Below are 26,095 nucleotides of genomic sequence, written 5' to 3' on the forward strand. Positions count from 1 at the left end.
TCGGCCAGCGGTATTTCCGGCAGACCGTGTGACATTACGGAAAACGCCCATATCGGCGATAAGGAGTAGTCGCTCGGCATTTGTTGTCCTAGGCCGTCGCGCGTTCCCGGATAACGTCGGATAACCGGGAAAGCGCGACGGCTGATGTCGTTTTCCGGTTGTCTGAAACTGTTCGCTTAATGTCTCTGTTACAACTCGCGGCGAGTGTTCATGGTCGCAAGTATGGTTCTCATAAGCGGTACGACCAGTCGACGTTCTGTTTCGACGGTGGTCCACAGCTATGGCCATGGGGGTCAGATGGAGAATCATGGATCAGTTGATGTCGATGTTGATGTGGTGATTGTCGGCGGCGGTATCGCCGGTTCGGCCCTGGCCGCCGCACTTGCCGGATCCGGCTACGGAGTCACAGTGCTGGAGCGGCAGACCGTGTACCGGGACAAGGTCCGCGGTGAGGTGATCAATTGCTGGGGCGTTGCCGAGCTGATGGCTCTTGGCTTGGAGAAACAGATCCTGGACGCCGGCGGAACGTATGTCAGTCGCTTTGTCGGCTTCGACGAAACGATTGACCCGGCGGCGGCGGAGGCGGGCGCGTTGCACCTGGACGAAATGCTGCCGGACATTCCAGGAGTGCTGGACGTCGGGCACCCGGAAGCGTGCGAGGCACTGGCCACCGCGGCCGCTGAGGCCGGCGCGACCGTGATCCGCGGGATCGGCGACGTGATCGTGAGTGCCGGTGCGCATCCGTCCGTCCGATACGAACACAACGATGTCGAATACGAGATCTCCTGCCGGCTGATCGTCGGCGCCGACGGCCGGATGTCCACAGTCCGGCGGCAGCTGGGCATTCCGATCGTGCAGACGCCGCCCAATTCGCTCGGCGGCGGCCTGCTCGTCGACGAACTTTACGACTGGCCTGTCGACGTCACGTCGATCGGCACCGAGGGTGACCTGCTCTACTTCGTCTTCCCGCGCATCGGCGGCAAGGCCAGGCTGTACCTGCTGCACGACACGGCCCAGAAAGGCCGGTTCACCGGCCCGGACCGGCAGCAGAAGTTCCTGGAGGCGTTCCAGTTCGGGTGCATTCCCGGTAGCGAGATGTTCGGTGCCGCCCGGCCGTCGGGCACGTGCGCCTTCTACCCGATGAACGACGCGTGGACCGACCGGCCGTACACCGAGGGCGTGGTGCTCGTCGGCGACGCGGCAGGCTGGACCGACCCGGTGGTCGGCCAGGGTCTGTCGATCGCACTGCGCGACGCCCGGACGGTCTGGGACACGCTCCGCTTCAGTCCCAAATGGACTGAAGATGTCTTCCGGCAGTACAGCGCCGAACGAGACGTTCGGATGAGCCGGCTGCGGGTGTCCGGCCAGGTCCGGACCACCATCAACATGACGTTCACGCCCGCGGGGGCCCAGCGGCGCATCGCCTACCGCGAGGCGTGGCCGGCCGACCCGGTGCTGGCCGGGTCCCGGGTGGCCACCTTCAAGGGCCCGTTCCAGGTGCCGCCCGAGTCGTTCGAGCCGCACGTGATCGAGCGCATCTTCGCGCTGCAGTAACCCGAACCGAGAGGAGAGCTTCGTGTACGTCCGCACCGAGATCGAGGACGGGCAGACCCGGGAGAACAACTGCGACCTGCGCCGGATCTTCCCGTGGCAGGACGTGGTGGTGCCGCCGTGGAACAGCTCGCTGGTGTCCATCCGGCCGCACGAGTCCAGCAAGGAACACAGTCACGCCACCGACGAGACGTTCATCTTCACCGGTGGCTCCGGCACCGTGCGGATCGGTGACGAGCAGCGGGCCGTCGAGGTCGGCGACGTCTTCTACATCCCGCACGACAACAACCACGTGGTGACCAACACCAGTGACAGCGAGCCGTTGACCTTTGTGAGCATCTACTGGCTGCAGAAGGAAGGCGCGCCAGATGACTGAGCAGCGGCACGTCAGTGTCACGTTCTCACCGCCCACGCCGAACGGTGACTTCCATTTAGGACACTTGGCCGGGCCGGTGCTCGCCAGCGACATCTGCGCCAAGTCCCAACAGGTCCTGGGCAACGACGTGACCTATGCGGTCAGCACCGACGACAACCAGACGTACGTCGTCACCACCGCGCAGCGGGTCGGTACGTCGCCCGAGGCATTGATCGACGAGGCGCACCGGCTGATGCGCCGGTCACTCGACCTGGCCGGTGTCCAGGTGGATCTCTTCGAACGGCCGGACAAGGAGTACGAGGACTACGTTCGCGGATTCTTCACCCACCTCTGGAAGTTCGGAGCGTTCGACCGGCGGGTGGTGGAGCTGCCGTACGATGCCGAGGCTGGCGAGTACCGGGCCGAAGCATTCGTGACCGGCCGCTGCCCGACATGCCTGGCGCACGCCCGGGCTGGGGTCTGCGAGGCCTGTGGTCTGTACAACCTGCCCGGCGAGTTGCTGGCGGTGAGCGATACCGCGTCTGCGTTGCCGCGTAAGCCAGTGGGTATCTGGGTGCTCGACCTGGAGCGGTACCGGTCGATGATCAGTCACTGGTACCAGGCGTCGGCCGTGCAGCTGCGGCCGGACCTCGACCGGGTGGTCATCGAGTCGCTGGGTTCGGGCCGCCGGTTGCCGTACATTCCGATCACCTATCCGAGCACGTGGGGGATCGCGGTCGACTGGGACGGGCCGGACAGCGAGCCGCAGGCGATCAACGCGTGGCCGGAGATCTACACCGGCCACCAGTACTGGCTCGCGAAGGGGCGCGGCGCGCGACCGAGCACCGACGAGTGGGTCCAGTTCATCGGTATCGACAACGGGTTCTACAACGCGTTCGTCTATGTGGCACTGTCCCTGCTCGCGGTCCGCCACGGATTGCCGATCGATCTGCCGCTCACCCGGACCGTCACCAACCAGTATTTCCTGCTGGCCGGCCGGAAGTTCTCCACCAGCAAGGGCGACGTGCGCTGGGCAGGGGAGTACCTGGCCGAGGCCGGGCGCGACCGGGCCAGGTTCGTGCTCGCGCTGACCAGCCCCGAGCTGCAACAGTCCGAGTTCACCGAGCAGGTGGCCAGTGCGACGCTGGCGACCCGGTTCGACGCGCCGCTCGCGGCCATCGAACAGGTGCTGAACACCACGATGGTCCACTGTGGCATCGACGCTGAGGCCTCGACGTGGTGGTACCGGGCGCTCGCGGGATCACTCGCCCGCTTCGAGAGCGCGTACAACCTGGACACGTTCAGCATCCGCAAGGCGGCTGAAGCCCTTGCCCTGCACCTGGAAGTGCTCGCGGTCGGCCTCAGCCAGATCCGTACCGACGACGCGGCGGACGTCGCAGGCGCACTACTGTTCCTCTGGGCACTGCGCACGCTCGCCTGGCCCGTCACCCCTGACCTGGCCGGCAAGATCGCGGCCGCGTTCGGTGCCGATCCGAACCCGCCGAGTGCGCCGCTCCTGCGCGACACGGCCGTCCCGCCGGCGGGCCGGTTCCGTGGAATCGCCCTGTCCCACAACGGGATCAGCGTCAACGGTGGTCCCGTGAAGGTCGGCGTTTCCGTCTGACCATCCACTCTCTTTTTATCCGAAGGGAAATACCATGCTTCGCACGTTCATGAACTCGAAGATCCACCGCGCGACCGTGACCGACAGCAACCTCAACTACGTCGGCTCGCTCACGCTCTCACCCGAACTGCTGCAGGCCGCCAACATCGGCGTGAACGAGCTGGTGCACATCGTGAACATCAACAACGGTGCGCGGTTCGAGACGTACACCATCCTGGGGACGCCAGGTGCCTACGAGGTGGTCGTGAACGGCGCGGCCGCACGTCTGGTGCAGCCCGGTGACAAGGTCATCATCATCTCCTACGCCCAGCTGAACGAGGCCGAGATGCTCCGGCACGAGCCGACGGTCGTGCACGTGGACGAGGAGAACCGGGTCCCCGAGCTCGCGGTCGTTCGCTGACCCCTACTGACTCCTGAGGTGCGTGTCATGGCTTACCAACAGGTCCATTCGGTCCTGGGCGTCGGTTTCGGCCCGGCGAACTTATCGCTCGCGGTGGCACTTGAGGAACTGGGATGTTCCGGCGCACGTTTCATCGAGCGGGCAAGCGGTTTCCAGTGGCAGGACGAGCAACTGCTCCCAGGAACGGACATCCAGAACAATCCGTTCCGGGACCTCGCCATGCCGCGCAACCCCGACAGCCCGCACACGTTCGTCAAGTATCTGGCGGCCCGGCAGGACCTGACCGGATACCTGCACCTGAACGCCAAGTTCCCGTTGCGCCGCGAGTACGCGGGCTATCTCGGCTGGGTGGCCGGCGGCTTCCGGTCGTATGTCGACTATGGACAGTCAGCGGTCCGGCTGTCGCTGATCGAGTACGGCGACGACGAGGTGATCCGGGTCGAGACCGCGAGCGGGCGGTGCTATCTGGGCCGGTCCCTGGTCATCGGCACCGGACGCTCACCGAGGGTCCCCGCCGAGTTCATCCGGCACATCGGGCCGACGGTGTTCCACGCGACGAACTACCTCAGCTCGATCGCCAAGCTCAGCGACCGGGGGATCCGGGTGGCGGTGGTGGGCGCCAGCCAGAGCGCGATCGAGGTGGTCCTCGACCTGCTGGGCCGGGCCAACGTCGAGCAGGTGCTGTCGATCCAGCGGGGGATCGGGTTCCGGTTGAAGGACACCAGCCCGTACAGCAGGCAGGTGTTCCTGCCCGAGTTCGTCGACTACTTCCACCCGTTGCCCAGACAGGTGAAGTCCCGGCTGCGGGAGCAACTGCGGTCGATCAACTACGCGGCCTGCGACCAGGACGTGATCGACCGGCTGACCGGGGTGCAGCGTGAGTACGAGCTGACCGGTTGCGACCGGCTGCGGCTGATGTCGTTCTCCGAGGTGACCGAGGTGACCCCGCATGCCGACGGGCACCGGTTGCGCATCCGGGACGTCAACTACCAGACGCAGAGCTCGATGGATGTGGACGTAGTCGTGCTGGCGACCGGGTTCCGTGACTTCGGCACGGGCGCGGAAGACGAGCTGTACCACCCGTTGCTCGCAGGCGTACTCGAACGGCTGGAGCGGGACGAAAGCGGCGTGCCGGTCGTGGCCAGGGATTACTCCATTCCGGTGCGGCGCATGGCGTACGGCCCACCTCCGCCGCGGATTTACCTCAACGGACTCTGCGAGGCGAGCCATGGCATGGGTGACGCAGGCGCGCTGGCCATGCTGTCGGTGCGGGCCACCGACATCTGCGAGTCACTGACCCGTCAGGAAGAAGAACCTGGCCACAACGGCCGGGTGGCGTTGAAGGCCGCGCTGTGATGTCGCCGATGTCGCCGGTCGCCGTCGCCGATGTTGCTGTCGTCGGCTGCGGGGTGATCGGCCTCGCCACAGCCGAACGCCTCGTCGCCCGTGGTCTCACGGTGGTCGTCATCGACCCCGCGGGCGTGGCGGGCGGCGCCAGCGGTGCCTCCGGCGGCCTGGTCCGGGCCTACGACCCGGGGTTTCCGGACCTGGCCGCCGAAGGTCTGGAGATCTACCTGCGCCGGGGCTGGCACGGCCGGTGGCCCGCGATCCGCCAGTCCGGCAGCTTGGTGCTGTTCGACGCCGGCGCGATCCACCAGGCGATGACGGCGACCGGCCGGCACGCAGACCTGTTGTCCGCCAACGAGATCCACAAGAAGTTCGACGGGCTGACGGTGCCGCCGAACTTCGTGGGGCTCTACGAGTCCCGGGCCGGCTGGCTGCCGGCCCGGGAGGTGGCCAGAGCCCTGCTCGCCGATGCCCAGCCGGGCCTTTCGCTGCTGGACTCGGCCCGGGCCACCGCGGTGGTCACGACCGGCGGCCGGGTGTCCGGGGTCCAGACCACCGCGGGTCTGGTCCAGGCCGCGGCCGTACTGCTGGCGGCCGGTGTCGGGAGCACGGAACTGGCCCGGACCGTGGGGGTGGATCTACCTCTGCGGACGCGTTCGGTGAGCTACTGCATGTTCCGGCCTCGGCGTCCAGGACGTGTGCCGACGATGGTGGACACCACCACCGGGGCGTGGCTGCGACCGTGGAACACGCCGGGTGCCGTGCTCGCCGGGGTCACCTCGGAGTCCTGTGACGTGCCGCCGTCGGTGTCGGACGAAGTGCCTTTGACTGAACAGCACCGGGTCCGGGACGTCCTGCGGCACCGATACCCGGAGTTGGTCAACGCTGAGGTGATCGGCGGCGTGACAGCGTTCGACGCGATGGCCCCGGCCAAGGGCGCAGTGACGGTGTGGAACGAACCGGCCGGGCTGGTGACGGCGACCGGCTGGAACGGCGGCGGTTTCAAGCTCGCGCCGGCCGTGGGAAGTCTTGCGGCCGAACAGATCCACGGGCTGATCGGGGCGGGGCTGACGGCGGCGGGATTCGGAGGTGAGTGATGGTTGATCGTCTCAACGCGACCGACGAGATGCTCGTCGGATCGAGTGCGGCGCTGGGGTCGGCCCGGATCATCCAGGTGCTGTGGCGGTTCGGGACCGAGGTGCCCGGTTCGGCGCTGGCGGCTGAGTGGGAGCGGCTCAACCGGGGCCGGTTGAGCCGTCGGCCGGCCTCCGCCATGCTCCCGGGTGCGCGACGGAAGTGGCGGCAGGCGTCGAACACCGAGTTGTTGCACGTGGATTCGCAACCGCTGGCCGACCGTGACGTTCTCGGCTGGCTCGATCGTCAGGTAAGCGTTCCGCTGCAGGTGGAGTCGAACGAGTTGTGGCGGCTCGCGGCCGTGCCGTATCGCGAGGGCACTCTGGTGTCGTTGACTGTGCCGCATTTCCGTGCCGACGGCCTCGGGGTGTTCGCCGCGCTCCGGCCACGGGCGCCACGGCTCATGCCCCGGTCCGACCTGCGGGATGACGTCTTCGAGGCTGTCGGGCAGGCCACCCGGGCCTTCACCGGCACACTTCGTTGGCTCGGCGACCCTGCTCGGCGGAATGCGGCCATGGCAGCCCTACGCAATGGCCACAGTGGACAGACCAAGGTGTCCGAGCCGAGGTTCTTCGTGTCGGCCGTGTTCGACGTCGATGCCGACGAGTGGCAGAAACGCGCGGAGGAACACGGTGGCACGACCAACAGCCTGTTCGTGGAGATCGCGGCGAACCTGGTGCGGGCCAGGGTTCCGGTGGATCGTGCCGAGATCAACGTGGGTATCCCGGTGAACCTGCGCAAGAACGACGAGGACAGCCGGGCGAACGCGCTTGTGGTCGTGCCGCTGGCCGTTGCGGCCGGTGAGCCGCGGCACGTCGATCTCACCGAGACGCGGCAGAGAACCAAGTTCCTGCTTCAGGACACTGGTGATCACAGCGGAACCCTGGTCCCCGAGGCGTTGTGGCATCTGTTGCCCCGGCGGCTGGCCAACCGGCTGAAGGCGCCGGGAGCGCAGCAGACCGACGTGGTCGCGTCCAACTTCGGCGAGGTGTCCGAGGACGTGGTGCGGTTCGCCGGGCACCGGGCGGAAAGCATGGCACTGCGGACCATGAACGTTCCCGGGCTCGTGCCGGAGCGGGCCCGGTTACGCGGGTCGCTCTGCCTGGTCCGGGTGGGTGACCGGTTGACCGTGACCGCGACCGGGATGCCCGACCAGTTCGGCGACGCCGAGACATTCAGCCAGGTTGTGGCCGACGAACTCGCGGCCTGGGGACTGGTGGCGCAGCGATGGTACTGACGTCGAAGGAGGATCTGCCGACAATGCCCCTACCCGAGCGCTGGTTCCGGACCAGACCCGACTCCTCGGTGCTGGACCGGCCGCGGCTGCTGGCCCGCTCCCTGATCGATGTCAGCGAGCTGGACGACACCATCGCCTTCTACGAGTGGCTCCTGGGCATCCCGGCCGACCTGCGGATGCCCATCCCGGACTTCGGCGGGCTGGAGCTGGCCGCGATGGGCAACCTGTTGCTGATCGCCAGCGCCCGGCCGTTCACCCCGATCCAGCGGCGCACCGCCTACTCGCTGATCGTGCCGTCGTTGAGCCGGCAGCTGTCGGCGTTGCAGGACACCGGAACCGAGGTGCTCGAACCGACCGAGGACATCCTGCCCGGATCTCGCGCCCGGGTCCGTTACCCGGACGGCTCCGTCGCCGAGCTGGTCGAACACCGGCCTCAACCCGGCGAACAACCCCGGCCACCTGCCGACCCCGGCCAACCGACCGGGATCCGGCTGTACGCTCGCCGAGTCGTCCCCGACGCAGAGTTCGACTCGGCGGTTGCCTTGTACAAGACAGTTTTGTGCGCCGGTGTGGAAAAGGAGACGACCCGGCGCGGTGCACGGCTCGCTCTGGTCGGGAACCTGTTGCTGGTGGGCTCGGACGAGCTGAGCGCGGACCCCGAACTGGTCGGGTTCGCGCTGCTCACGTCGACCGGCGGCTCTGGTGTGGTGCGTGCCATGGAGAACGGCGACGCCACTTCGTCCACTGTAGATGGTCGGTCGGCGGTCGAGCTGGCCAACGGCGTTCGAGCCGAGGTGTGGGAACTTTCGTGACCACGGGCTACCGGCACTGTTCTCGCGGTGCCGGTAGCCCGTGGAGCGTCAACCGGCGAGCTGGTTCACCCTGATGCGGAACGTGCGCCGGTAGGTGTCGGGGGAGACACCGATCGCGCGGTTGAAATGCCGGCGCAGTGTTGCCGCCGTGCCCATCCCGGTCTGGTCGGCGATGTGATCGACGCTGTTGTTCGTGGTTTCCAGCAATTTCTGTGCGCGGTTTATCCGCTGGGTCAGCAGCCACTGCAGCGGCGTGATTCCGGCGAGCGCGTTGAACCGCCGGGTCAGATTGCGGGTGCTCATATTCGCGTGCCGGGCGAGATCGGTGACGGTGAGCGGCTGGTTGAGGTTTTCCGCGACCCAGGGTAAGAGCTCGGAAAGGACATGGTCCTGCGGATCGGTGCCGGATAACTCCGCGCTGCGATCGGGCGGCAGGACCAGATGCCTGGCCAGCGCATTGGCCACAATGTCGCCGTGGTCGGTCCGGACAATGTGCACGCAGAGATGCATTCCGGCGGTCTTTCCGGCCGAGGTGAGCACCGATCCGTCGTCCACGAAGAGCGCGGCCACGTCGACATCGATTCGTGGGTATCTGGCCGCGAGCGTGCTGGCGAGCGGCCAGTGCGTGGTCGCCCGGCGCCCGTCGAGCAGACCGGCCGCGGCCAGCACGAACGCGCCCGTGCTGATCGCCGCGACTCGGGCGCCACGCTCCTGAGCTGCGCGAACCGCGTTGACGAGGTCTGCGGGCGGTGGCTCGTCCACGTCTCTGACAGCGGGGACGATCACGGTGTCGGCGGCGATGAACTCGTCCCAGCCGCGCGGCGCGCGTGGCTGGAACCAGCCGCCGATCCGCGCGGCCGGCAGCCCGCAGACGATGAACTCGTACCACGGGTCGACGGGATGTGGTCCGGGCATACCGAAGATCTCCGCGGGAGCGGCGATGTCCAGTAGCTGTATGCCGTCCATAACTGCCAACGCGACAGTTTTCATGTTCGCCAGTCTACACATGTTACGAACAGATGTCTGTCGGTAACGAACCGTAATACCGTTATGTCGCAGATGTTCGTGCGATCACTGAAATTGCGGTAGCATTATTGACTGTAGGGCATTTTTGCGGCTGGGAAGGATGTGTGCATTGACCGCAAAGGCATTTTATCGCGATGTGGGCGATGGCCGTTTTGAAAGCGGTCCGGCGACCGCGGGGCCCTGGAGCCCGAAAACGCAGCACGCCGGCCCGCCGTCGGCGCTGCTCGCCCGGGCGCTGGAAAGTTTCGACGGTGGCAGGCTGCGGGTGGCGCGGGTGACCGTCGAAGTCCCGCGCCCGGTCCCGGTGGGGGACGTGCGGGTCGAAGTGCGGCCGGTGCGTTCGGGGGGACGTGCCGAACTGCTCGAGGCCGAGCTCACCTCGGACGGCCAGCCGGTGATGCTGGCCAGGGCCTGGCGGCTGGCCCCCGGTCCGGCGGACACACCGGTCCTGAGGGCGCACTCCGACCCGCCGCCCCTGCCGGCGCCGCAACCCGACCATGGCATGGCAGGTGCGCACGTCGACGGCTACATCGCCGCGATCGAGTGGAGGTTCCTCGATGGTGGCGGTTTTGACACCTTGGGTCCGGGAACGGCCTGGGCCCGGCCGCGAATCCCGTTGGTGGAAGGTGAAACCGACACGCCGTTGGGTCGTGTCCTCACGCTCGCGGACGCGAGCTGGGCGGTCGGCTTCGAACTCGACCGGCACCGTCAGCTCGTGATCAACACGGACATCACGGTCGCCCTGCACCGCCCGCCGGTCGGCGAGTGGTTCTGCATGCACACGAGCACGTCGGCAAGCCCGGGCGGATCGGGCCTCGCCGTCGGCCAGCTGTCCGATCAGGACGGTGACTGCGGCCGGATCGTGCAGACCATCCTGGTCACGAGTCGCTAGCCGGCCATTGCACCCACAGCTGCTGGGGGCCACGGAAGGAGATGTTCGCCGGGAACGTGTACTCCTGATCGTCCACAATGCGAACTTCGGGTGCCCGGGTGGCCAGCAGGTCGAGCACGATCCTGGCTTCCATCCGGGCGAGCGCGGCGCCGATGCAGTAGTGGATCCCCTTGCCGAACGCCAGATGCCGGCGAGCGTCGCCGCGGTGGATGTCGAACTCCTCCGGGGCGCTGAAGTGGCCGGGATCGCGGCCGGCGGCACCGAGCAGCAGCATGAGCTTGGCGCCACCGGGAATGTCGACGCCGCCGACGGTGGTCGGGCGGGTGGCCATCCGCCGCCACGCGATGATACTGCTGTCGTAGCGCAGGGTTTCCTCGATCGCGTTGTTGATCAGTCCCTGGTCGGCGACGACCGCGTCCCACTGCTCGCGGTGGGTGAGCAGCCGGTGGACGGCGTTGCTGGTGAAGTTGGTGGTGGTCTCGTGGCCGGCGAAGCTGAGGCCGTACGCGATGTTCGTGATCTCGTGCAGCGACAGGCTGTCCGGGTCGGCCTGGTGGATACGGATCAGGTCACTGGTGAAGTCGTCCTGCGGCGAGCGGGCGCGTTCGGCGACGAAGTTCTCGCAGTAGCGCCAGTAATGCACCATGTTGGTGGCGATCTCGGCCTGCAGCGCCGGGCTAGGATGGCCCCACGAGAACAGCATCCGGTTGCCGCACCACCGTTTCAGCGTGTCCATGTCCTCGTCGGGGAACCCGATGAACGTGAAGATCATGTAGGCCGGCAGTGGATACGTGACCGCGTCGACCAGATCGACCAGGCCGGGCCGGATCCCGTCGAACATCTGCGTGGCCTTGGCCAGCACCTTCGGCTCCAGCTTGGCGATCCGCCGCCCGGAGAAGCCGGTCATGTTGTGCTTGCGGATGCGGGTGTGCCGCGGCGGATCGCAGTCCGACATCACCGGGAACGCGTGGAAACCCTTGGCAAGAATGGACTGTGCCTCGCTGGACATCGGAAACACGGGCCGTTGGCCCACCGAGGCGGAGAACGTCGCCGGGTCCCGGAAGATCGCGTCGATGTCGTCGTACCGGGTGACCACCCACATGTCCACCTCGGGCGCGAAGAACACCGGAACCTCGTCGCGGACCGCGGACAGAGTGGGGTAGGGGTCGGAAAGATAGTTGTCGGACAACGGATTGAACGACGAGTGCACCGGGCAGGCTGCCGTCTTGGGGGCGACCATCGCGGAACCTCCTTCTGCTCTGGTACTTCCAGCGTCCTGCACGGCGGCATCGTTGAAAACCACATAGATGTGCGCCGGAACATAAGATGAACTCATGACTGAGCGGATCAGCCTGCGTCAGTTGGACTACTTCGTGGCCGCCGCCGAGACGGGCACGATGACCGCCGCCGCCGGGCACCTGCATGTCTCCCAGTCGGCGGTGTCGCTGGCCATCGCGGAGCTGGAACGGCAGATGGGTGTCCAGCTCGTGCTCCGGCACAAGGCCAAAGGCCTGACCCTCACCGCGGCAGGCCGTCGCCTGCTGCCGGAGGCGCGTGCCCTGTTGGCGCGCTCGGACGAGGTGCGGGCGGACATGCTCGAAGCGGGGCGGGCCCCGGCCGGCCGGCTGGTGATCGGCTGTTTCACCACGATCGCCCCGTTCCTGCTGCCGGATCTGCTGGAGGACTTCCACGCCGCCTACCCGGAGGTCACGCTCGACTTCGTCGAAGACAGCCAGGTGGTGCTGCAGGAACTCCTGCTGGAAGGCCGCTGCGAGGTGGCGGTCCTCTACGACGTGGACATCCAGCCGGGGATATCCCATGAGACCCTGTACGCCACCAAACCGCACGTGCTCCTGGCACCGGACCACCCACTGGCGCGCCGGAAATCCGTCCGGCTGGCCGACCTGGCCGACCACGACATGATCATGCTCGACGTCCCGCCGAGCTACCGGTACTTCAGCCAGGTCCTGGCCACCGCCGGGGTGACCCCCAGAATCCGGCACCGGACCGTCAGCTTCGAGATGGTCCGCAGCCTGGTGGCCCGGGGAGTCGGCTACTCACTGCTGATCCAGCACCCAGTGGTGGACGTCAGCTACGAGGGCCGGACGGTGGCGATCCGCCCGATCCGGGACCGGCTCGACCCGATGCCCGTGGTCCTCGGCTGGCCGACAGGCGCCCGGTTGACCCGCCGCGCGACGGTGTTCGCCCGGTTCTGCCACCGCTACCTGGCCGACCGCTCCATCGCGTGATCATCCACAGTGGATTAGCGGCGGCTGGTCGGCTGCGGAGGTGACTTCCTCCCACTTAAACATATATCGCACCGGGGGCCTTGCGGCAAGACCCCGGTTGTGCTGCAGAATCTCCGCCCGAAGCCAGGACCTGCGCAGATGCGCGGGCCGAGGGCTGACAACCGACGCACGTGGGGGAAGTAGTGGTAGATACCGGCAGCAGTGCCTCGCTCGGTCGTTACGTGCTGGATTTCCAGGAGATCGATCAGAGCCAGGTCGCGGTCGTCGGAGGCAAGGGCGCGCACTTGGGAGAGCTTTCGCGGATCGAAGGCGTCCAGGTGCCGTCCGGCTACTGTGTGACGACGGACGCTTTCCGGCGGGTCATGGCAGACGCGCCGTCGCTTGAAGACCGGCTCGATCAGCTGTCGCTTCTGGCCCCGGATGACCGGGATGCGATCAGTGCGCTCAGTGCGGAGATCCGCAGCGCCATCGAAGGGACACCGATCCCTGACGATCTGGCGGCGGCGATCATCAGCCCAGTCCTGGACGAAAAGGCCGCCTACGCCGTCCGATCCAGTGCGACGGCCGAAGACCTGCCGACGGCCTCCTTCGCAGGCCAGCAGGACACGTACCTGAACATCGTGGGGTCTGCGGCGATCCTCGAGCACGTCAGGCTGTGCTGGGCCTCGCTTTTCACCGAGCGAGCCGTGACCTACCGGCTGCGCAACGGTTTCGACCATCGCAAGGTCCACATGGCTGTGGTCGTGCAGCAGATGGTCGTGCCGGACGCGTCCGGGATCCTGTTCACGGCCGACCCCATCACGTCCAACCGGAAGATCGTCAGCGTGGACGCCGGCTTCGGCCTCGGCGAGGCCCTGGTGTCGGGCCTGGTGAACGCGGACGTCTACAAGGTGCGGGCCGGCGAAATCATCGACAAGAAGATCGCCGCCAAAAAGTTGGCGATCTACGCATTGCCGGAAGGCGGGACGAAACAGCAGGCGATCGAGCCGGAGTTGCAGCAGCAACCGGCGCTGACCGATGCGCAGGTAATGCTGCTCGCGCAGTTGGGCCGGCGGATCGAGGCGTACTTCGGCCGTCCCCAGGACATCGAGTGGTGCCTGGCCGACGGTGGCTTCCAGATCGTCCAGAGCCGGCCGATCACCACGCTGTTCCCCATCCCGGAGACCGGGGACGACGGCAACCACGTCTACGTCTCCGTCGGCCATCAGCAGATGATGACCGACCCGATGACGCCCCTGGGCCTGTCCGTCTGGCAGTTGACCACGCCAAGGCCCATGTCCGAGGCCGGCGGGCGACTGTTCGTCGACGTCACCGAGGGCCTGGCATCCCCGGCCAGCCGCGACGGACTGCTCGAGGTCATGGGGAGGGGAGACCCGCTGATCAGGGACGTGCTGCAGACCGTTATCGACCGCGGCGACTTCATCCCGGCGCCGTCCAAGGAGAGTGGCCCCTGGCCGACTGTCGTCGGCGCGCCGGCGGCGATCGAACCCGACCCGGCCATCGTCGATGGGCTGATCGCGCGCAGCCAGGAGTCCCTGGTCACGGTCGAACGCGAAATCCGGAAACATCACGGGTCGGACCTGTTCGATTTCATCCTGGAAGATTTTCCGGAACTGAGGCGGGTCTTGTTCGACCCGCAGGGCCTTCCGGTGATCATGGCGGCGATGGACGCGACATGGTGGCTCAACGAGCAGTTGAACGAATGGCTGGGTGAACAGAACGCGGCCGACACACTCACCCAGTCGGCCCCCAACAACGTCACTTCGGAAATGGGGCTGGCGCTCCTGGACGTCGCGGATGCGATCCGCCCGCATCCGGCGGTGGTGGCTTTTCTCCGGGACGTCAAGGACGAAGGTTTCCTGGACGAACTGCCTGGTCTTGAGGGTGGGCGCGAGGCACGCGACGCAATCCTGGCCTACCTGGACAAATATGGGATGCGCTGCGTCGGCGAGATCGACATAACGAGGCCGCGGTGGAGCGAACGCCCCACAACCCTCGTGCCCGTGATTCTCAGCAACATCGAGAACTTCGAACCCGGCGCCAGCAGGCAGCGTTTCGAACAAGGCCGCCAGGAAGCGTGGAAGAAGGAACAGGAGGTGCTGGAGCGCCTGCGAGCCCTGCCGGACGGAGACCGGAAAGCCGACGAGACCAAGTCGATGATCGACCGCGTGCGGACGTTCATCGGCTACCGGGAATACCCCAAATACGGCCTGGTGAGCCGCTACCTCGTCTACAAGCGGGCATTGCTCGAAGAAGCCTCGCGTCTGGCGCAGGCCGGTATTATTGGTGACCCCGAAGACGTCTTCTTCCTCAGGTTCCAGGAATTCCACGACGTCGTACGCACCGGACAGGTCGATTCCCAGCTCATCCGCGAACGCAGGGAGGCATTCAGCACGTACCAGGCGCTCACGCCTCCCCGCGTACTCACATCAGACGGCGAGACCCTTTCCGGGGCGTATCAACGCCAGGACGTCCCAGCCAACGCAATCGCCGGCCTGCCAGTCTCCAGCGGCACAGTCGAAGGCCGCGCCCGCGTCATCCTCGACATGACCAAGGCCGACCTCGAATCAGACGACATCCTCGTCACCGCCTACACAGACCCCAGCTGGTCACCCGTCTTCGTCTCAATCAAAGGCCTCGTAACAGAAGTAGGCGGCCTGATGACCCACGGCGCAGTGATCGCCCGCGAATACGGCCTGCCGGCCGTCGTCGGCATAGAAAACGCCACCCGCCTGATCCAGGACGGCCAACGAATCCGCGTGAACGGAACAAACGGCTACGTCGAAATCCTGTCCTAAGTGTACTGAGGCCGGAAACGCGGCGGATGGTCAGCGTGACCATCCGCCGCGTCGCCCATCGCGCCTGCGCTCATTCCCTGGCCCTCCAGCGGGTCAGGTAGATGTGGCGGGCGGTGAGGCTTACGGCCATGTGGTCGACGAGTGGGTCGAAGTACGACTGGCGGTATCGGGCGTCGCTTGTGGTGGAGGCGACGAAGTAGAGGGCGGAGAAGGCCGCGAGGAAGATGGACACCTGGAGCAGTTCGTTGGGGACGGGGATCTGGATGCCGAACAGGGTTCCTGTTGACGGGTCGTGGGCGCTCCAGGCCTTCATTACCTGGGGGCGTACTGCCAGGGAGCCGAAGCTCACGAAGAACGCGAACATCAGGACCGCGAACACCAGTGCCTGGAATGCCTGGGTGAGCAGGAGGACCAGCATCATGTTGGCGCGTTCGACCGGGCGGAGCGGGACATGCGGTTCGCCTGTGGGCAGGTGGTCGCCGACGAATGGGTGGAACGGACTGTCGCGCAGCTTTTCGAGGCCGTGGGGGCTGGGGCGGACTGTGTTCAGTTCGCGGATTTCGTCGGAGAGATTGGCTGCCATGAACAGCACGGAGAGCACGGCGAAGAATCCGGCGACCATCCACATCTGGGCACGGGTCAGTGCGGTGCCTGCCTGCCAGATCTCGGCGGTGAAGAAGCCGAAGATCGTGAACAGCAGCAACAGGGGCAGCGCCCGGCTGGTGAATGTGCCCAGCAGGCGGACCTGGCGCAGCGCCGACCGGACTGCCCAGCCGGCGATGGAGCCGCCGCCGACGGACGCCGCGCTGTAGATCAACGCGACCACGCAGCCGTTGATCAGCAGGTTCGGCAGGATGGCCTGGCCGGTGCCGGCCAGGTGCTCGATCACGGGCCATGCCAGCACGTACAGCGCGACGACGATGCCACCGAACACGTTGTACTTGCTGGTGCCGGTGCGCTTGCGGACCCATCTCATGGTCAGCCAGGCAGTGATGGGCGGGAGGACGACGACGCTGAGCAGCAGGCCGAGGTATGCCGCCGCGTACAGATCGTTTTCCATCATCTGCTCGAACTCGGCGTCGGTCTGACCGTCCACAAGCAACAGGATGTCCGTGACGACGTCTATTGTGGCGAGGAAGACCACTGCCGGAATGATCCGTAGCAGCAATTGGGTCGGCCGGTTACGCACCATGGTCGGCAGCCCGCGGCGCCGGAACCATTGTTCGGCCGCACGCCGCTGGGGATCCTCGACGTGCATATGTCCTCCTCGATTCCACTGTGGTCGCTACGAGGTGATATCAGAAGGCCATGACCCCCGGTCGGGCAACCCGCCGATCGGCCCGGCCGCGGCCCCGGAAGAGCGGTTGACCTGCGGTAATAGGTGCCGGTGGCCGATAAGAAGTCCGGCCGGGCGGCGAGCCGGTCACCGTCGACCGGTGGGGCCGGGTCCAGCCGGGTGGCGGGGTGGTTCTGGTCGCCGGACAGGCGCGGCGAACCGGTGCCGCTCGCGACGCTGGGATGCATGGCACTGGCGGAACATACTGCGGGAAAACAGGAAACGTCGACCGCCCGGCTGGCGGGCATCGACTTGGCCCGTGGTCTTGCGGTTTTCGGCATGTTCGCCGCACACGTCGGCCCGGATCCCGCGGAGGGCGGCCTGATCGGCGGGTTGATGCAACTGGCCCACGGCCGGGCCTCGGCGCTGTTCGCGACCCTGGCAGGCCTGTCGCTGGCGATCATGTCCGGCAGGCAACGACCCGCGACCGGCCTGAAAGGACGGCAGGCCGCTGTCAAGATCGCGATCCGGGCGGTGATCCTGCTGGCGTTCGGGACCGCGCTGACGATGACGGGCACCAGTGTCTCGGTGATCCTGGCCTACTACGGCGTGTACTTCCTGCTGGCGCTGCCATTCACGAGGCTGCGCGCGATGCCGCTGGCCGTGATCGCGGCGGTGACGGCGATCGTAGGCCCGCTACTGTCCTTCCTGGTGCGTGGATCATTGGCCCGCACCGGCTGGGACCAGCTGATCGCCTCGAACGATCCGATCGAGATCCTCAGCGGCGAAGGCGTCCTGCAGTTGCTGCTCACGGGTGCGTATCCGGCCGCGACGTGGATGCCCTTTGTCTTCGCGGGTATGGCGTTGGGACGGATTGACCTCCAGGCCGCCGCTACTCGGGCTCGTCTGGCCGTGATGGGACCGGTTCTCGCTCTGATCGGCTACGGCGGATCGTGGATCGCGTTGCACCTCTTCGGCGGCGTCGACGCGTTGACGTCCGGAAATTCGGCGAAATTCGGCGACATGTCCGGGATCGCCAAGGGAGTACTGGAAAAGGGCGCCGCGGCGAAAGGCGCGGTGAGCACCGACTCGCCGGCGTGGCTGCTGGTGTCGTCGCCGCACAGCGGGACTCCGTTCGAAATCATCGGGGCATTGGGTGTCGGGATCACGGTGCTGGCGGCCGCGCTTGTGCTGGCGGAGAAACTTCCCCGTCTGTGCCGCCCGGTCACGGCAGTCGGATCGATGTCGCTGACCGCGTATGTGGGGCACGTGATCGCGATCGGCCTGCTGGGACTCGACGCCCAGCCTGGCGAGCCTTTGCCTGTGCTGCTGGGATTCATCGCCGGTGCGATCGTCTTCGCGTTGGTGTGGTCGCGGTTCTTGCGGCGTGGACCACTGGAGTTCCTGCTCAACAAGGCCACCACGCCGGCTCGATGGCTGAAATGACGCCGGTATCCTGCCACTATGGAAGGCATTTTGGCGGATGTGCTCAAGAACCAGATCCTGGCGGTACCGGCTGTTCGACGGCGTCACATGGCTCGTGCGGCGCCGTACGAGCCCACCAAGAACGCCGTGGCCTACGTGCAGGACGTGTTCGAGAACTCGTCACAGCTGGTCGCCAGCCGCCGGCCAATTGCCGGAAATGTCCTGGAAATCGGTCCTGGCGGCAACCTCGGGGCACTTGTGATGTATCTCGCTGCCGGGTGCGACCGGGGCGTGGCACTCGATCTGGTGCCTCTTGTCACAGACCAGCAGGCGCTTTACGAAAGCCTTGCGCCGGACGCCTCGGCATTGCTGGAGCGCATCGAATACCGCACAGGTGAGCCGATCGAGCAACCGTCGTTATCGGACAGCAGCTTCGACATAGTCTTCTCGGCCGCGTGCCTGGAACATGTCGCCGACCCATCGGCAGCGCTTCGCACGATTCACCGGCTCCTGAAGCCCGGCGGCGTGACCACGCACAGCATAGATCTGCGCGATCATCGCGACTTCACAGATCCGCTCGCCTTTCTCCGGCATTCCGAACGGACATGGCGGGCAGCGACTTCACGGCGGCTGGTGACCAACCGATGGCGGGCATCGGACTGGCAGCGCGGGTTCGAGGCAGCGGGCTTCGTCGACGTGACGGTCGATGCGCATGAGCAGGTGACCATCACCGAAGCGATGCGCTCACAGCTGCACCGCAGCTTCCATTCCAAGGACCTGACGGACCTGGGCACGCTGATCATCAACGTGACCGCGACGAAGCGATCGAGTGGCGTTCGAGCGTGACGGCTTAGCGTGCGGCGAGGTCGGCCTATGACCAAGGAGTACGGATGGGCACTTCGCTGGACGAATGGGTGGGGCTCAAGCCGGAGAGCTACCTCCCCGCCATCTACGGGTTCGCCATGTTCCAGGTCGTCGCCACGTTGGCCCGGCTGAACATTCCTGACGTGCTGGGTGAGTCCGCGATGACCGCGCAGGAGCTCGCGGCCGAGACCGGGGCGGATCCGGCGTCGCTGCGGCGGCTGCTGAGGACAGCGGCGGTGATCGGGGTCTGTGGCATGCCGGCCGACGGGCGGTTCGCGATGACCGCGCTCGGCCGGATGTTCCGGCGGGACTCGCCGTGGCAGGCGGGCACGGCCTCGGCGCTGAATTCGGCGCCGGCGATCTGGCAGGCGTGGGGAGCGCTGGAAGGCGCGGTGCGCACCGGGAAACCGGCCTTCGACAGCGTGCACGGCGTCGGCCTGTTCGACTATCTCCAGCAGGACGCCGGGTTGTCGGAGCTTTTCCACGCCACGATGGCGTCCGGAACCGGGAGTCAGCTGGCGGCGATCGTCGAGCGCTACGACTTCTCCCGATTCGGTCATGTCGTCGATGTCGGGGGTGGGGACGGGACGCAACTCTCGGCGGTTCTCGGCGCGAATCCCCAGCTGCACGGCACCCTGTTCGATACTGAGCAAGCGTTGCGGAAGGCCCCTGACCTGCTGAAACGTGCGGGGGTCGCCGACCGTTGTGCCGTGGTGAGCGGGAACTTCTTCGAGTCGGTTCCCGCAGGCGGGGACGCTTACCTGTTGAAGAACGTCCTGACCGACTGGGATGACGAGTCGAGCGTGCGGATACTCCGCAGCTGCCATGCGGCGCTCACCGGGCGGCCGGACGGCCGGGTCGTGGTGATCACCTCACTCATGCCCGAGCGAATCGACGAGCAGAACCGGGGCGAGACCATGGCGGTGTCGCTTTTCGACCTCTCTTTGCTGGTTCTGACGCCGGGCCGGGAACGCACGCTCGGCGAGTACGAACAACTGCTGGCCGCCACCGGATTCGAACTCGATCAGGTGACACCGATCGCCGAGCACAACCTGTGCCACGCCCTCGACGCCGTCGCTGTCCGTTGACGTGCGGGTATCCGACGTTCTATTGTCATTAGGACTAGTCATAGTAATGCTAATGCCGTAGGGAGGTGTGCCGTGGACCTGGGGCTCAAGGACAAGCGCGTCCTCGTCACCGGAGCCACCCGGGGCATCGGTCGGGCGACCGCTCGGGTCTTCGCCGAGGAAGGAGCCCGGGTCGCGATCACTTACCACTCGGCCGTCGACGCGGCCAACGATGTGGTGGAGGAGCTCGGCGGGCAGGACCGCGCCTGCGCGGTGCGGTACGACCTCAACGACCCCCAGCTGATCGAACAGGCAGTGCGGACGGTGGAGGAGCGCTGGGGAGGCATCGACGTCCTGGTGGCCAACGCCCAGTCGTTCGTGTGGAGCGACCCGGACAAGCTGCCGTACTTCGAGAATCTCGACGTGGACGAGGGGTTCACGCTGTTTCGCGGCAACTCCGAAGGCCACATGCTCGCGATCCGGGCCGCGTTGGGCGGAATGCGCCGGCAGGGCTGGGGCAGGATCGTCCTGCTGTCCTCGGTCACCGCCAAGCATGGCCGGTTCGGTGCCGAGATCTACAGTGCGGCAAAGGCCTCACTGCACGGATTCGTCCGCGGTCTGATGTGGACAGGGGACGGCGTGCTGGCGAACGTCGTCGCGCCCGGCGGCACCCTGACCGAAAGCCTGCAGGCCGTGGACCCAGAGCTGCTCAAGCAAGGCATCGCCGAGACGCCCAGCGGACGGCTGAGCACCCCGGAGGAGGTTGCCCGGGTGATCGTGTTCCTCTGCTCGGAAGCCAACGGCAACGTCAACGGCGAAGTCATCCATACCGCAGGTGGGAGGTAGGCCGGGCCCCCGAGGGTGGGAGGTGCGTCTGGCCCCTCGCGTGCGAGGGGCCAGACGGCGTTGTCACGGCTTCCGGCAGATGACAAGGGTGTCGTAGTCGCCGAGCGGTTGCTCTGTGATCGAGTCGCACCCAGCCGCGGCAACGTGTCCACGTAGTTCGGTCACTGTGTACTCGGAGCCGCCGTCGGTGACCAGCAGCATGTCCAGGCTGATGACCAGGTTCTCCACGTGCCGTGGGTCGTCGTCGAGCATTCGGTCGTAGACCAGCAGCGCACCACCGGGACTGACCGCGTCGTACGCCTTTTTGGTCAGGTAGGCCCGCTGCTGCTCGTCCCAGTCGTGCAGGACATGCCCCAGGATGACCACGTCACCGGCTGGAATCGGATCGGTGAAGAAGTTCCCGCCGTGGAAGCGGATCCGGCCGGTGAGGCCCATCGACGCGACGTGCTCGTCGAAGAACGGCTCCATCTGGGGCAGGTCGAACACGTGTCCGGTCAGGTCGGGATGCGCCTTGAGCACATGCCCGGCCAGGTTTCCCCGGCACCCGCCGATGTCCACGATGGACTGGTGTGCCGCCCAGCCGAAGGCGTCGGTCAGCTCAGGCGCGAGGACCTGGGTGAGCGCGTCCATCATCCGGATGAACTGCCCTAGCAAGGCCGGACTGCCCGCCACCTGACTGAAATCGCTGCCGGACTGTGGTTGGCCGGTACGCAACGCCTCGGTGAGCCGGCCCCAAGCCGGGTAGAGGTTGCGGTTGGACCGGTGCAGGAATCCGCCGATATAGGTCTGCCGGCTCGTCACCAGATAACGGTCGGCGCCGGCGGCGTTGCGGAAGTGCGGACCGTCCCGCTCGACCAGGCCGAGCGCGGTGAGCAGGTGGAGGAAATCCGCCAGCCCGCGGCCGTGCAGACCGAGCCGCTGCCTGATCTGCTCGATCGTCGCCGGGCCATCGTGCAGGACGTCGAACAGGTTCAGCTCCACAGCGGTCAGAAGTGCCTTGGCATCGCAGAACGCGTTGCCGAGCCGGAGGATCCCCGCCGGTTCGCCGACGTCCGGGAGTGTGTCGGTCATACGCACTGCTCCTTTCCGGCCGGCGACAGTCGCCGTGTCCGTGCGTCCGCGATGGTCTCCCGCGGCCGTCCAAGGGCGCTCGATCCGGGCTTGAGTCCCGCGCCCCAGGCAGTTTCGAGCCGCCACGAGTAGTCAGGGCAGGACGGAATCAGGGCCGAGCAAGGGAAACGGGCATGAATGACCTGAGAGTGCCGGTGCTGGTGGTGGGCGGTGGGCCGGTCGGACTGTCCGCGGCGTTGTTCCTCGGGCGGCACGGGGTCCGTTCGCTGCTTGTGGAGAAACGGGACGGCACATCGAGTCTGCCGCGTGCACCGGGCCTGCAGGCCCGCACCATGGAACTGTTCCGGTCCGCCGGGGTGAACGCACCGATCCGGGCGCTGGAGGTAGGTGACTCCCACGCCTACTTCGAAGGCGGCATCCTGCAGGTCGAAACGTTCGCGCAGATCGACGACGCGGTGGTGCTCGAGGCGCCGTCGCTGGACGGCCCTGAGATCAGCGCGGAACGGGTGATGGGCTGCGGCCAGGACCGTTATGAGCGAGTTCTCGTGGAGCTGGCCCGTGACGCCGGAACCGACATCCGTTTCCACACTCGCCTGATGTCCTTCACACAGGACGACAATGGCGTCACAGCGGTGGTCAAGGACACTGAAACAGGCGAGCTGACCAGCATCCGCGCCGACTACATGATCGGTGCGGACGGCGCGAGCAGCCGGACCCGGGAGACCCTTGGCGTGCAGCGCAGTGGCCGCGGCACGGTGTTCAATGCGCTGAGCATCTACTTCCGTGCGCCGGAACTGGAGGAGCTGCTCAAGGGCCGCAAGTTCATCCTGTGCTACGCCACGGCGGCGCCTGGCACGTTGATGGGCCTGTCCCGGTTGCACGGCATCGATCCGTGGCTGGCCGCACCGCTGTACTACCCGGACAAGGGGGAGACGCCGGAGGACTTCACCGACGAGCGGTGCGTGGACATCGTCCGGACCGCCGCGGGCAAGGCCGAGATGAAGGTCGAGATCGTCGCCAAGGTGCCCTGGCAGGGCGCCCAGCTGGTGGCCGAGACGTTCCGGCGCGGCCGGGTCTTCCTGGCCGGCGACGCGGCCCACCTGCATCCCCCGGCTGGGGGATTCGGTGCGAACACGGGCATTCACGATGCGCACAACCTCGCATGGAAGCTGGCTTGGGTGCTGGCCGGAAAGGCCGGCGACGCGCTGCTGGACAGCTACGACGCCGAGCGGCGCATGGTGGGCGCGGCCATGGCTGAGCAGGCCATGGTGCGTAACAGGATCCGGCACGGCCATGCCGACGATCAGACTCGCGCGTCCATGGTGGACGACGTCATCATCACGCTCGGATATCGCTACCAGTCGGACGCGATCACCGGCGGTGACAAGGACGCGCCGGTGCTCACTCCCCGGCTGGAGCTGACCGGGCAGCCTGGCACGCGAGCCCCGCACCTGTGGCTTGACCGCGACGGCGACCGGATCTCGGCAACGGACTTGTTCTGGGACGACTTCGTGCTGCTGACCGGTGCGCGTGACAGCGGCTGGATCGATGCCGCCGGACGTCTCTCGATTCCTGTCCAGACACACGTGGTCGCCGACGACGGTGACCTGGTGCCCTTGGAAAAGGACTGGGCTGCCGCATACGGCGTCACCAAGAACGGAGCGGTGCTCGTGCGGCCGGATGCCTTCGTCGCGTGGCGTTCACAGCGGTCGGTACCTGATCAGGAATCCGTTCTGACAGACGTTCTCAGGCGAGCCCGCGGCCTGGACGGGGGAGCACGATGAGCACGACAGAGCGGAGTTCCCTCAGAGTATCGCGTTGGTACATGACGCTGTTCTTCAGCGATGCGTTGGAACGGTTCGGTTTCTACGGGCTGCAGGCGATCCTCGTGCTCTACGCGTCGGCTCCGGCCGAACGGGGTGGATTGGGGCTGCCGATCGCGGACGCGGCAGCGCTGTTCGGCGCGTGGATCGGGTTCATGTTCATGCTGTCGCTGGCCGGTGGCTGGATCGGCGACCGGTTACTGGGTAACCGGCGCGCGCTGGTGGCCGGCTGTGTGGTCAGTGTGGCCGGTTATCTGTGCATGGCCGTCCCGGCGGGCTGGGCGGCTGCGGTCGGGTTGCCGTTGCTGGGAATCGGCGGGGCGGTGTACAAACCGAACCACCAAGCGATGATCAACAGGATGTTCGGCGGGAGCAAGGGCCGCGAGGCGGGCATCTCGATGATGTACGTCGCGACCCAGCTTTCGGCGTTGCTCGCACCTTTGGTCGTCGGATACCTCGGCGAGCGGGTGAGCTGGAACCTCGCGTTCGGCGTGGCGGCAGCGGTCCTTCTGCTCACCGCGATTCAGCTCGTTGTGACAGCGGGCCAGTTCGACGGCGTGGGTGACCGTCCGATCCGGCCGTTGACCGCAGCCGAAACCCATTTGGTGGCAAGACGAACGGGTGTCGTGTGCGCCGTGCTCGCTGTTCTGCTGGCTGGGCTCGCAGCGACTGGCGTCCTGAGTGCCACGATGGCGATCGCCGTTGTGGGCGTGCTCAGTGTGGTCGTGCCGATCGTGTGTTACGTGTTGCTGTATCGGGATCCTGCGCTGGGTGTGGGGGATCGGCGCAGGCTGAAGACGTTTCTCGCGGTGTACCTCGGTGCCACGCTGTTCTGGATGATCATCGCCCACGCGGCGTCGCTGCTGAACCTGTTCGCCCGGGATCACGTCGACCGTCACGTGTTCGGCCTGGAGATCCCGGCCAGCTGGCTCCAGGGCGTGACGCCGCTGTTCATTCTGCTGCTGGCACCGGTGATCGCCGTGGTGCTGCCGCGGGCAGGCGGTGCCCACCGGCTGGGCGTGAAGCTCGGTGGCGGTCTTGTGCTGGTGGGTTCCGGCTTTCTCGTGATGTCGGTCGCCACCATGCTCGCCGAGCAGGGGGCGAAGGTGTCGCCGTTCTGGCTCGTTGTTGTCTACCTGACCCACGCCTGCGGTGAGGTGATCGTTGCCGCGGTCACGATCTCGGCGGCGGCCGACGTGCTTCCGGCCGGGTTCATGGGACGCACGCTCGGCACGTTGTGGCTGTTCGCCGGACTCGGCGGTGGCCTGGGCAGCGGACTGGTCCGGCTGGCCGAAGTGATGCCCGAACCCGTCTACTACCTCGGTCTCGGCGCCGTGGCCGCGGCCTGCGGAGTGGTCTTTGTAGCTGGGCGCGGGGCACTGGCCAGAGGACTGGCTGCCGACGCGCCGGTCGAGAGGCGATGAGGAGGATCGGATGGACATCGGTGTGGGGCTGCCCACCACGGTTCCCGGCGCGGACGGCAGGAGTCTGACGGAGTTCGCGCGGCGCGCGGACCGGAACGGGTTCAGTACCCTCGGCGTGATCGACCGGCTGGTCTACGACAGCTACGACAGCATCGTCACGTTGGCCGCAGCGGCGGCGGTCACCGAACGGATCCGGTTGGCCACCACGGTTCTGCTCGCCGCGTACCGGCCGAGCGTCGCTCAGCTTGCCAAGCAGTTGGCGAGTCTGGACCGGTTGTCCGGTGGGCGGTTCGTGCTCGGCGTCGCCGCGGGCGGACGCGAAGACGACTTCGCCGCGACCGCCACGGCCTACCACGATCGCGGTAGGAGACTTGACGCGATGCTCGCCGAGCTCAGGCAGCTGTGGCACGGCGACGGGACGGTCTCGGGCATCGGCCCCAGCCCGGTCCGTGGCGATATTCCACTGTGGATCGGCGGTCATTCCGTCGCCGCGCGTAGACGTGCCGCCGACAGGGGGCTGGGCTGGCTGTCGCCCGGCGGGTCACTCGCGTCCTATCCTGAACTGGTCCGCGATGTCCGTGCCTCGTTCGCCGCACGTGGACGCGCCGATCCGCCGAGGATGGTCGCACTGAGCTATGTCTCGCTCGGCGTCGACGGAGCCCAACACGCGGCACGCTACCTGCGTTCCTACTACTCCTACATGGGACGGAAAGCGGAGTATCTGGCTGCCGGCGTCATCACCGACGAGAGCGCTCTGCGCCAGACGGCTGAGGACTACGCCGCCGCTGGCTGCGACGAGGTGCTGTTCTTCCCATGCACTGCCGACCCCGATCAGGCCGACCTGATCGCCAAGGCCGTATTGCGCTGATCGCAG

At 66.7% G+C, this 26,095-nt stretch carries 22 protein-coding genes; 18 read left to right on the top strand and 4 right to left on the bottom strand.

The window, feature by feature from the left end:
- Nucleotides 1–297: 297 nt before the first annotated feature.
- The 8 genes from JOF56_RS37745 to JOF56_RS37780 are packed head-to-tail and all read left to right on the top strand — an operon-like array spanning nt 298 to nt 8,460.
- Nucleotides 298–1,554 carry an FAD-dependent oxidoreductase gene (locus tag JOF56_RS37745; RefSeq protein WP_209644207.1) on the top strand — a complete coding sequence of 419 codons (1,257 nt, stop codon included), beginning with the start codon at nt 298–300 and terminating at the stop codon, nt 1,552–1,554.
- Between the two features lie 22 nt (nt 1,555–1,576).
- On the top strand, nt 1,577–1,927 hold the full coding sequence (locus JOF56_RS37750; RefSeq protein ID WP_209644208.1) for a cupin domain-containing protein: 351 nt from the start codon (nt 1,577–1,579) through the stop codon (nt 1,925–1,927).
- On the top strand, nt 1,920–3,530 hold the full coding sequence (locus tag JOF56_RS37755; RefSeq protein ID WP_209644209.1) for a class I tRNA ligase family protein: 1,611 nt from the start codon (nt 1,920–1,922) through the stop codon (nt 3,528–3,530). Before JOF56_RS37750 ends, JOF56_RS37755 begins: the two co-directional genes overlap by 8 nt.
- 34 nt (nt 3,531–3,564) lie before the next feature.
- A complete protein-coding gene (panD, locus tag JOF56_RS37760; protein ID WP_209644210.1) occupies nt 3,565–3,930 on the top strand; it encodes an aspartate 1-decarboxylase in 366 nt (121 codons plus the stop codon).
- A gap of 27 nt (nt 3,931–3,957) precedes the next feature.
- A complete protein-coding gene (locus tag JOF56_RS37765) occupies nt 3,958–5,286 on the top strand; it encodes a SidA/IucD/PvdA family monooxygenase (protein WP_209644211.1) in 1,329 nt (442 codons plus the stop codon).
- A gap of 8 nt (nt 5,287–5,294) precedes the next feature.
- The gene (locus JOF56_RS37770) at nt 5,295–6,374 is read left to right on the top strand and encodes an NAD(P)/FAD-dependent oxidoreductase (RefSeq protein ID WP_209644212.1); all 1,080 of its coding nucleotides are present in this window, start codon (nt 5,295–5,297) and stop codon (nt 6,372–6,374) included.
- The gene (locus JOF56_RS37775) at nt 6,374–7,648 is read left to right on the top strand and encodes a hypothetical protein (RefSeq protein WP_209644213.1); all 1,275 of its coding nucleotides are present in this window, start codon (nt 6,374–6,376) and stop codon (nt 7,646–7,648) included. Before JOF56_RS37770 ends, JOF56_RS37775 begins: the two co-directional genes overlap by 1 nt.
- Before the next feature lie 23 nt (nt 7,649–7,671).
- Nucleotides 7,672–8,460, top strand: coding sequence for a VOC family protein (locus JOF56_RS37780; protein ID WP_209644214.1), 789 nt, complete (start codon nt 7,672–7,674; stop codon nt 8,458–8,460).
- A 48-nt stretch (nt 8,461–8,508) separates the two neighbouring features.
- On the opposite strand, the gene JOF56_RS37785 is transcribed toward JOF56_RS37780, so the two are convergent.
- Complete coding sequence (locus JOF56_RS37785) at nt 8,509–9,450, bottom strand: GlxA family transcriptional regulator (protein WP_209644215.1); 942 nt, start codon at nt 9,448–9,450, stop codon at nt 8,509–8,511.
- Between the two features lie 145 nt (nt 9,451–9,595).
- Here JOF56_RS37785 and JOF56_RS37790 point away from each other — a divergent pair, with 145 nt between their 5' ends.
- Complete coding sequence (locus tag JOF56_RS37790; protein ID WP_245378538.1) at nt 9,596–10,378, top strand: thioesterase family protein; 783 nt, start codon at nt 9,596–9,598, stop codon at nt 10,376–10,378.
- On the opposite strand, the gene JOF56_RS37795 is transcribed toward JOF56_RS37790, so the two are convergent.
- Entirely contained in the window at nt 10,365–11,618 is a 1,254-nt protein-coding gene (locus tag JOF56_RS37795) for a cytochrome P450 (protein WP_209644217.1), read from the bottom strand. The genes JOF56_RS37790 and JOF56_RS37795 overlap by 14 nt on opposite strands.
- A gap of 94 nt (nt 11,619–11,712) precedes the next feature.
- Between JOF56_RS37795 and JOF56_RS37800 the strand changes: the two genes are divergently transcribed.
- Both JOF56_RS37800 and rph read left to right on the top strand, forming a co-directional pair.
- On the top strand, nt 11,713–12,627 hold the full coding sequence (locus tag JOF56_RS37800) for a LysR family transcriptional regulator (RefSeq protein ID WP_209644218.1): 915 nt from the start codon (nt 11,713–11,715) through the stop codon (nt 12,625–12,627).
- 182 nt (nt 12,628–12,809) lie between these two features.
- Nucleotides 12,810–15,425 (top strand): rifamycin-inactivating phosphotransferase, encoded by a 2,616-nt coding sequence (gene rph, locus JOF56_RS37805; RefSeq protein ID WP_209644219.1) that lies wholly within the window; start codon nt 12,810–12,812, stop codon nt 15,423–15,425.
- Nucleotides 15,426–15,495: 70 nt separating this feature from the next.
- Here rph and JOF56_RS37810 read toward each other — a convergent pair whose 3' ends face one another.
- Entirely contained in the window at nt 15,496–16,683 is a 1,188-nt protein-coding gene (locus tag JOF56_RS37810; RefSeq protein WP_209644220.1) for a hypothetical protein, read from the bottom strand.
- 129 nt (nt 16,684–16,812) lie between these two features.
- Between JOF56_RS37810 and JOF56_RS37815 the strand changes: the two genes are divergently transcribed.
- The 4 genes from JOF56_RS37815 to JOF56_RS37830 all read left to right on the top strand — a co-directional run bounded on the left by JOF56_RS37815 (nt 16,813) and on the right by JOF56_RS37830 (nt 20,903).
- The gene (locus JOF56_RS37815) at nt 16,813–18,147 is read left to right on the top strand and encodes a DUF418 domain-containing protein (RefSeq protein ID WP_209644221.1); all 1,335 of its coding nucleotides are present in this window, start codon (nt 16,813–16,815) and stop codon (nt 18,145–18,147) included.
- A gap of 18 nt (nt 18,148–18,165) precedes the next feature.
- Nucleotides 18,166–18,972, top strand: a complete 807-nt coding sequence (locus tag JOF56_RS37820) for a class I SAM-dependent methyltransferase (protein ID WP_245378539.1) — start codon at nt 18,166–18,168, stop codon at nt 18,970–18,972.
- 44 nt (nt 18,973–19,016) lie between these two features.
- Nucleotides 19,017–20,078 (top strand): methyltransferase, encoded by a 1,062-nt coding sequence (locus JOF56_RS37825; RefSeq protein WP_209644222.1) that lies wholly within the window; start codon nt 19,017–19,019, stop codon nt 20,076–20,078.
- Nucleotides 20,079–20,150: 72 nt separating this feature from the next.
- The gene (locus tag JOF56_RS37830) at nt 20,151–20,903 is read left to right on the top strand and encodes an SDR family NAD(P)-dependent oxidoreductase (RefSeq protein WP_209644223.1); all 753 of its coding nucleotides are present in this window, start codon (nt 20,151–20,153) and stop codon (nt 20,901–20,903) included.
- A gap of 63 nt (nt 20,904–20,966) precedes the next feature.
- On the opposite strand, the gene JOF56_RS37835 is transcribed toward JOF56_RS37830, so the two are convergent.
- On the bottom strand, nt 20,967–21,974 hold the full coding sequence (locus JOF56_RS37835) for a methyltransferase (RefSeq protein ID WP_209644224.1): 1,008 nt from the start codon (nt 21,972–21,974) through the stop codon (nt 20,967–20,969).
- 173 nt (nt 21,975–22,147) lie between these two features.
- On the opposite strand from JOF56_RS37835, the gene JOF56_RS37840 reads away from it, so the two are divergent.
- The 3 genes from JOF56_RS37840 to JOF56_RS37850 are packed head-to-tail and all read left to right on the top strand — an operon-like array spanning nt 22,148 to nt 26,089.
- Nucleotides 22,148–23,758: an FAD-dependent monooxygenase gene (locus JOF56_RS37840; protein ID WP_209644225.1), complete on the top strand. Its 1,611-nt coding sequence runs from the start codon at nt 22,148–22,150 to the stop codon at nt 23,756–23,758.
- Nucleotides 23,755–25,221, top strand: coding sequence for a peptide MFS transporter (locus tag JOF56_RS37845; RefSeq protein WP_209644226.1), 1,467 nt, complete (start codon nt 23,755–23,757; stop codon nt 25,219–25,221). The genes JOF56_RS37840 and JOF56_RS37845 overlap by 4 nt, the downstream gene beginning before the upstream one ends.
- A 10-nt stretch (nt 25,222–25,231) precedes the next feature.
- Nucleotides 25,232–26,089, top strand: a complete 858-nt coding sequence (locus tag JOF56_RS37850) for an LLM class flavin-dependent oxidoreductase (RefSeq protein ID WP_209644227.1) — start codon at nt 25,232–25,234, stop codon at nt 26,087–26,089.
- Nucleotides 26,090–26,095: the final 6 nt, after the last annotated feature.

The organism is Kibdelosporangium banguiense (genome assembly GCF_017876405.1).
Lineage (GTDB): Bacteria > Actinomycetota > Actinomycetes > Mycobacteriales > Pseudonocardiaceae > Kibdelosporangium > Kibdelosporangium banguiense.

Bases quoted from the DNA above. Each gene is read 5' to 3' on its own strand.
- JOF56_RS37765 (WP_209644211.1), top strand. From the start codon at position 3,958: ATGGCTTACCAACAGGTCCATTCGGTCCTGGGCGTCGGTTTCGGCCCG.
- JOF56_RS37795 (WP_209644217.1), bottom strand. From the start codon at position 11,618: ATGGTCGCCCCCAAGACGGCAGCCTGCCCGGTGCACTCGTCGTTCAAT.
- JOF56_RS37835 (WP_209644224.1), bottom strand. From the start codon at position 21,974: ATGACCGACACACTCCCGGACGTCGGCGAACCGGCGGGGATCCTCCGG.
- JOF56_RS37775 (WP_209644213.1), top strand. From the start codon at position 6,374: ATGGTTGATCGTCTCAACGCGACCGACGAGATGCTCGTCGGATCGAGT.
- JOF56_RS37785 (WP_209644215.1), bottom strand. From the start codon at position 9,450: ATGAAAACTGTCGCGTTGGCAGTTATGGACGGCATACAGCTACTGGAC.
- JOF56_RS37850 (WP_209644227.1), top strand. From the start codon at position 25,232: ATGGACATCGGTGTGGGGCTGCCCACCACGGTTCCCGGCGCGGACGGC.
- JOF56_RS37825 (WP_209644222.1), top strand. From the start codon at position 19,017: ATGGGCACTTCGCTGGACGAATGGGTGGGGCTCAAGCCGGAGAGCTAC.
- panD (WP_209644210.1), top strand. From the start codon at position 3,565: ATGCTTCGCACGTTCATGAACTCGAAGATCCACCGCGCGACCGTGACC.
- JOF56_RS37840 (WP_209644225.1), top strand. From the start codon at position 22,148: ATGAATGACCTGAGAGTGCCGGTGCTGGTGGTGGGCGGTGGGCCGGTC.
- JOF56_RS37810 (WP_209644220.1), bottom strand. From the start codon at position 16,683: ATGCACGTCGAGGATCCCCAGCGGCGTGCGGCCGAACAATGGTTCCGG.
- JOF56_RS37845 (WP_209644226.1), top strand. From the start codon at position 23,755: ATGAGCACGACAGAGCGGAGTTCCCTCAGAGTATCGCGTTGGTACATG.
- JOF56_RS37755 (WP_209644209.1), top strand. From the start codon at position 1,920: ATGACTGAGCAGCGGCACGTCAGTGTCACGTTCTCACCGCCCACGCCG.
- JOF56_RS37770 (WP_209644212.1), top strand. From the start codon at position 5,295: ATGTCGCCGGTCGCCGTCGCCGATGTTGCTGTCGTCGGCTGCGGGGTG.
- JOF56_RS37780 (WP_209644214.1), top strand. From the start codon at position 7,672: ATGCCCCTACCCGAGCGCTGGTTCCGGACCAGACCCGACTCCTCGGTG.
- JOF56_RS37800 (WP_209644218.1), top strand. From the start codon at position 11,713: ATGACTGAGCGGATCAGCCTGCGTCAGTTGGACTACTTCGTGGCCGCC.
- JOF56_RS37745 (WP_209644207.1), top strand. From the start codon at position 298: ATGGAGAATCATGGATCAGTTGATGTCGATGTTGATGTGGTGATTGTC.
- JOF56_RS37820 (WP_245378539.1), top strand. From the start codon at position 18,166: ATGGAAGGCATTTTGGCGGATGTGCTCAAGAACCAGATCCTGGCGGTA.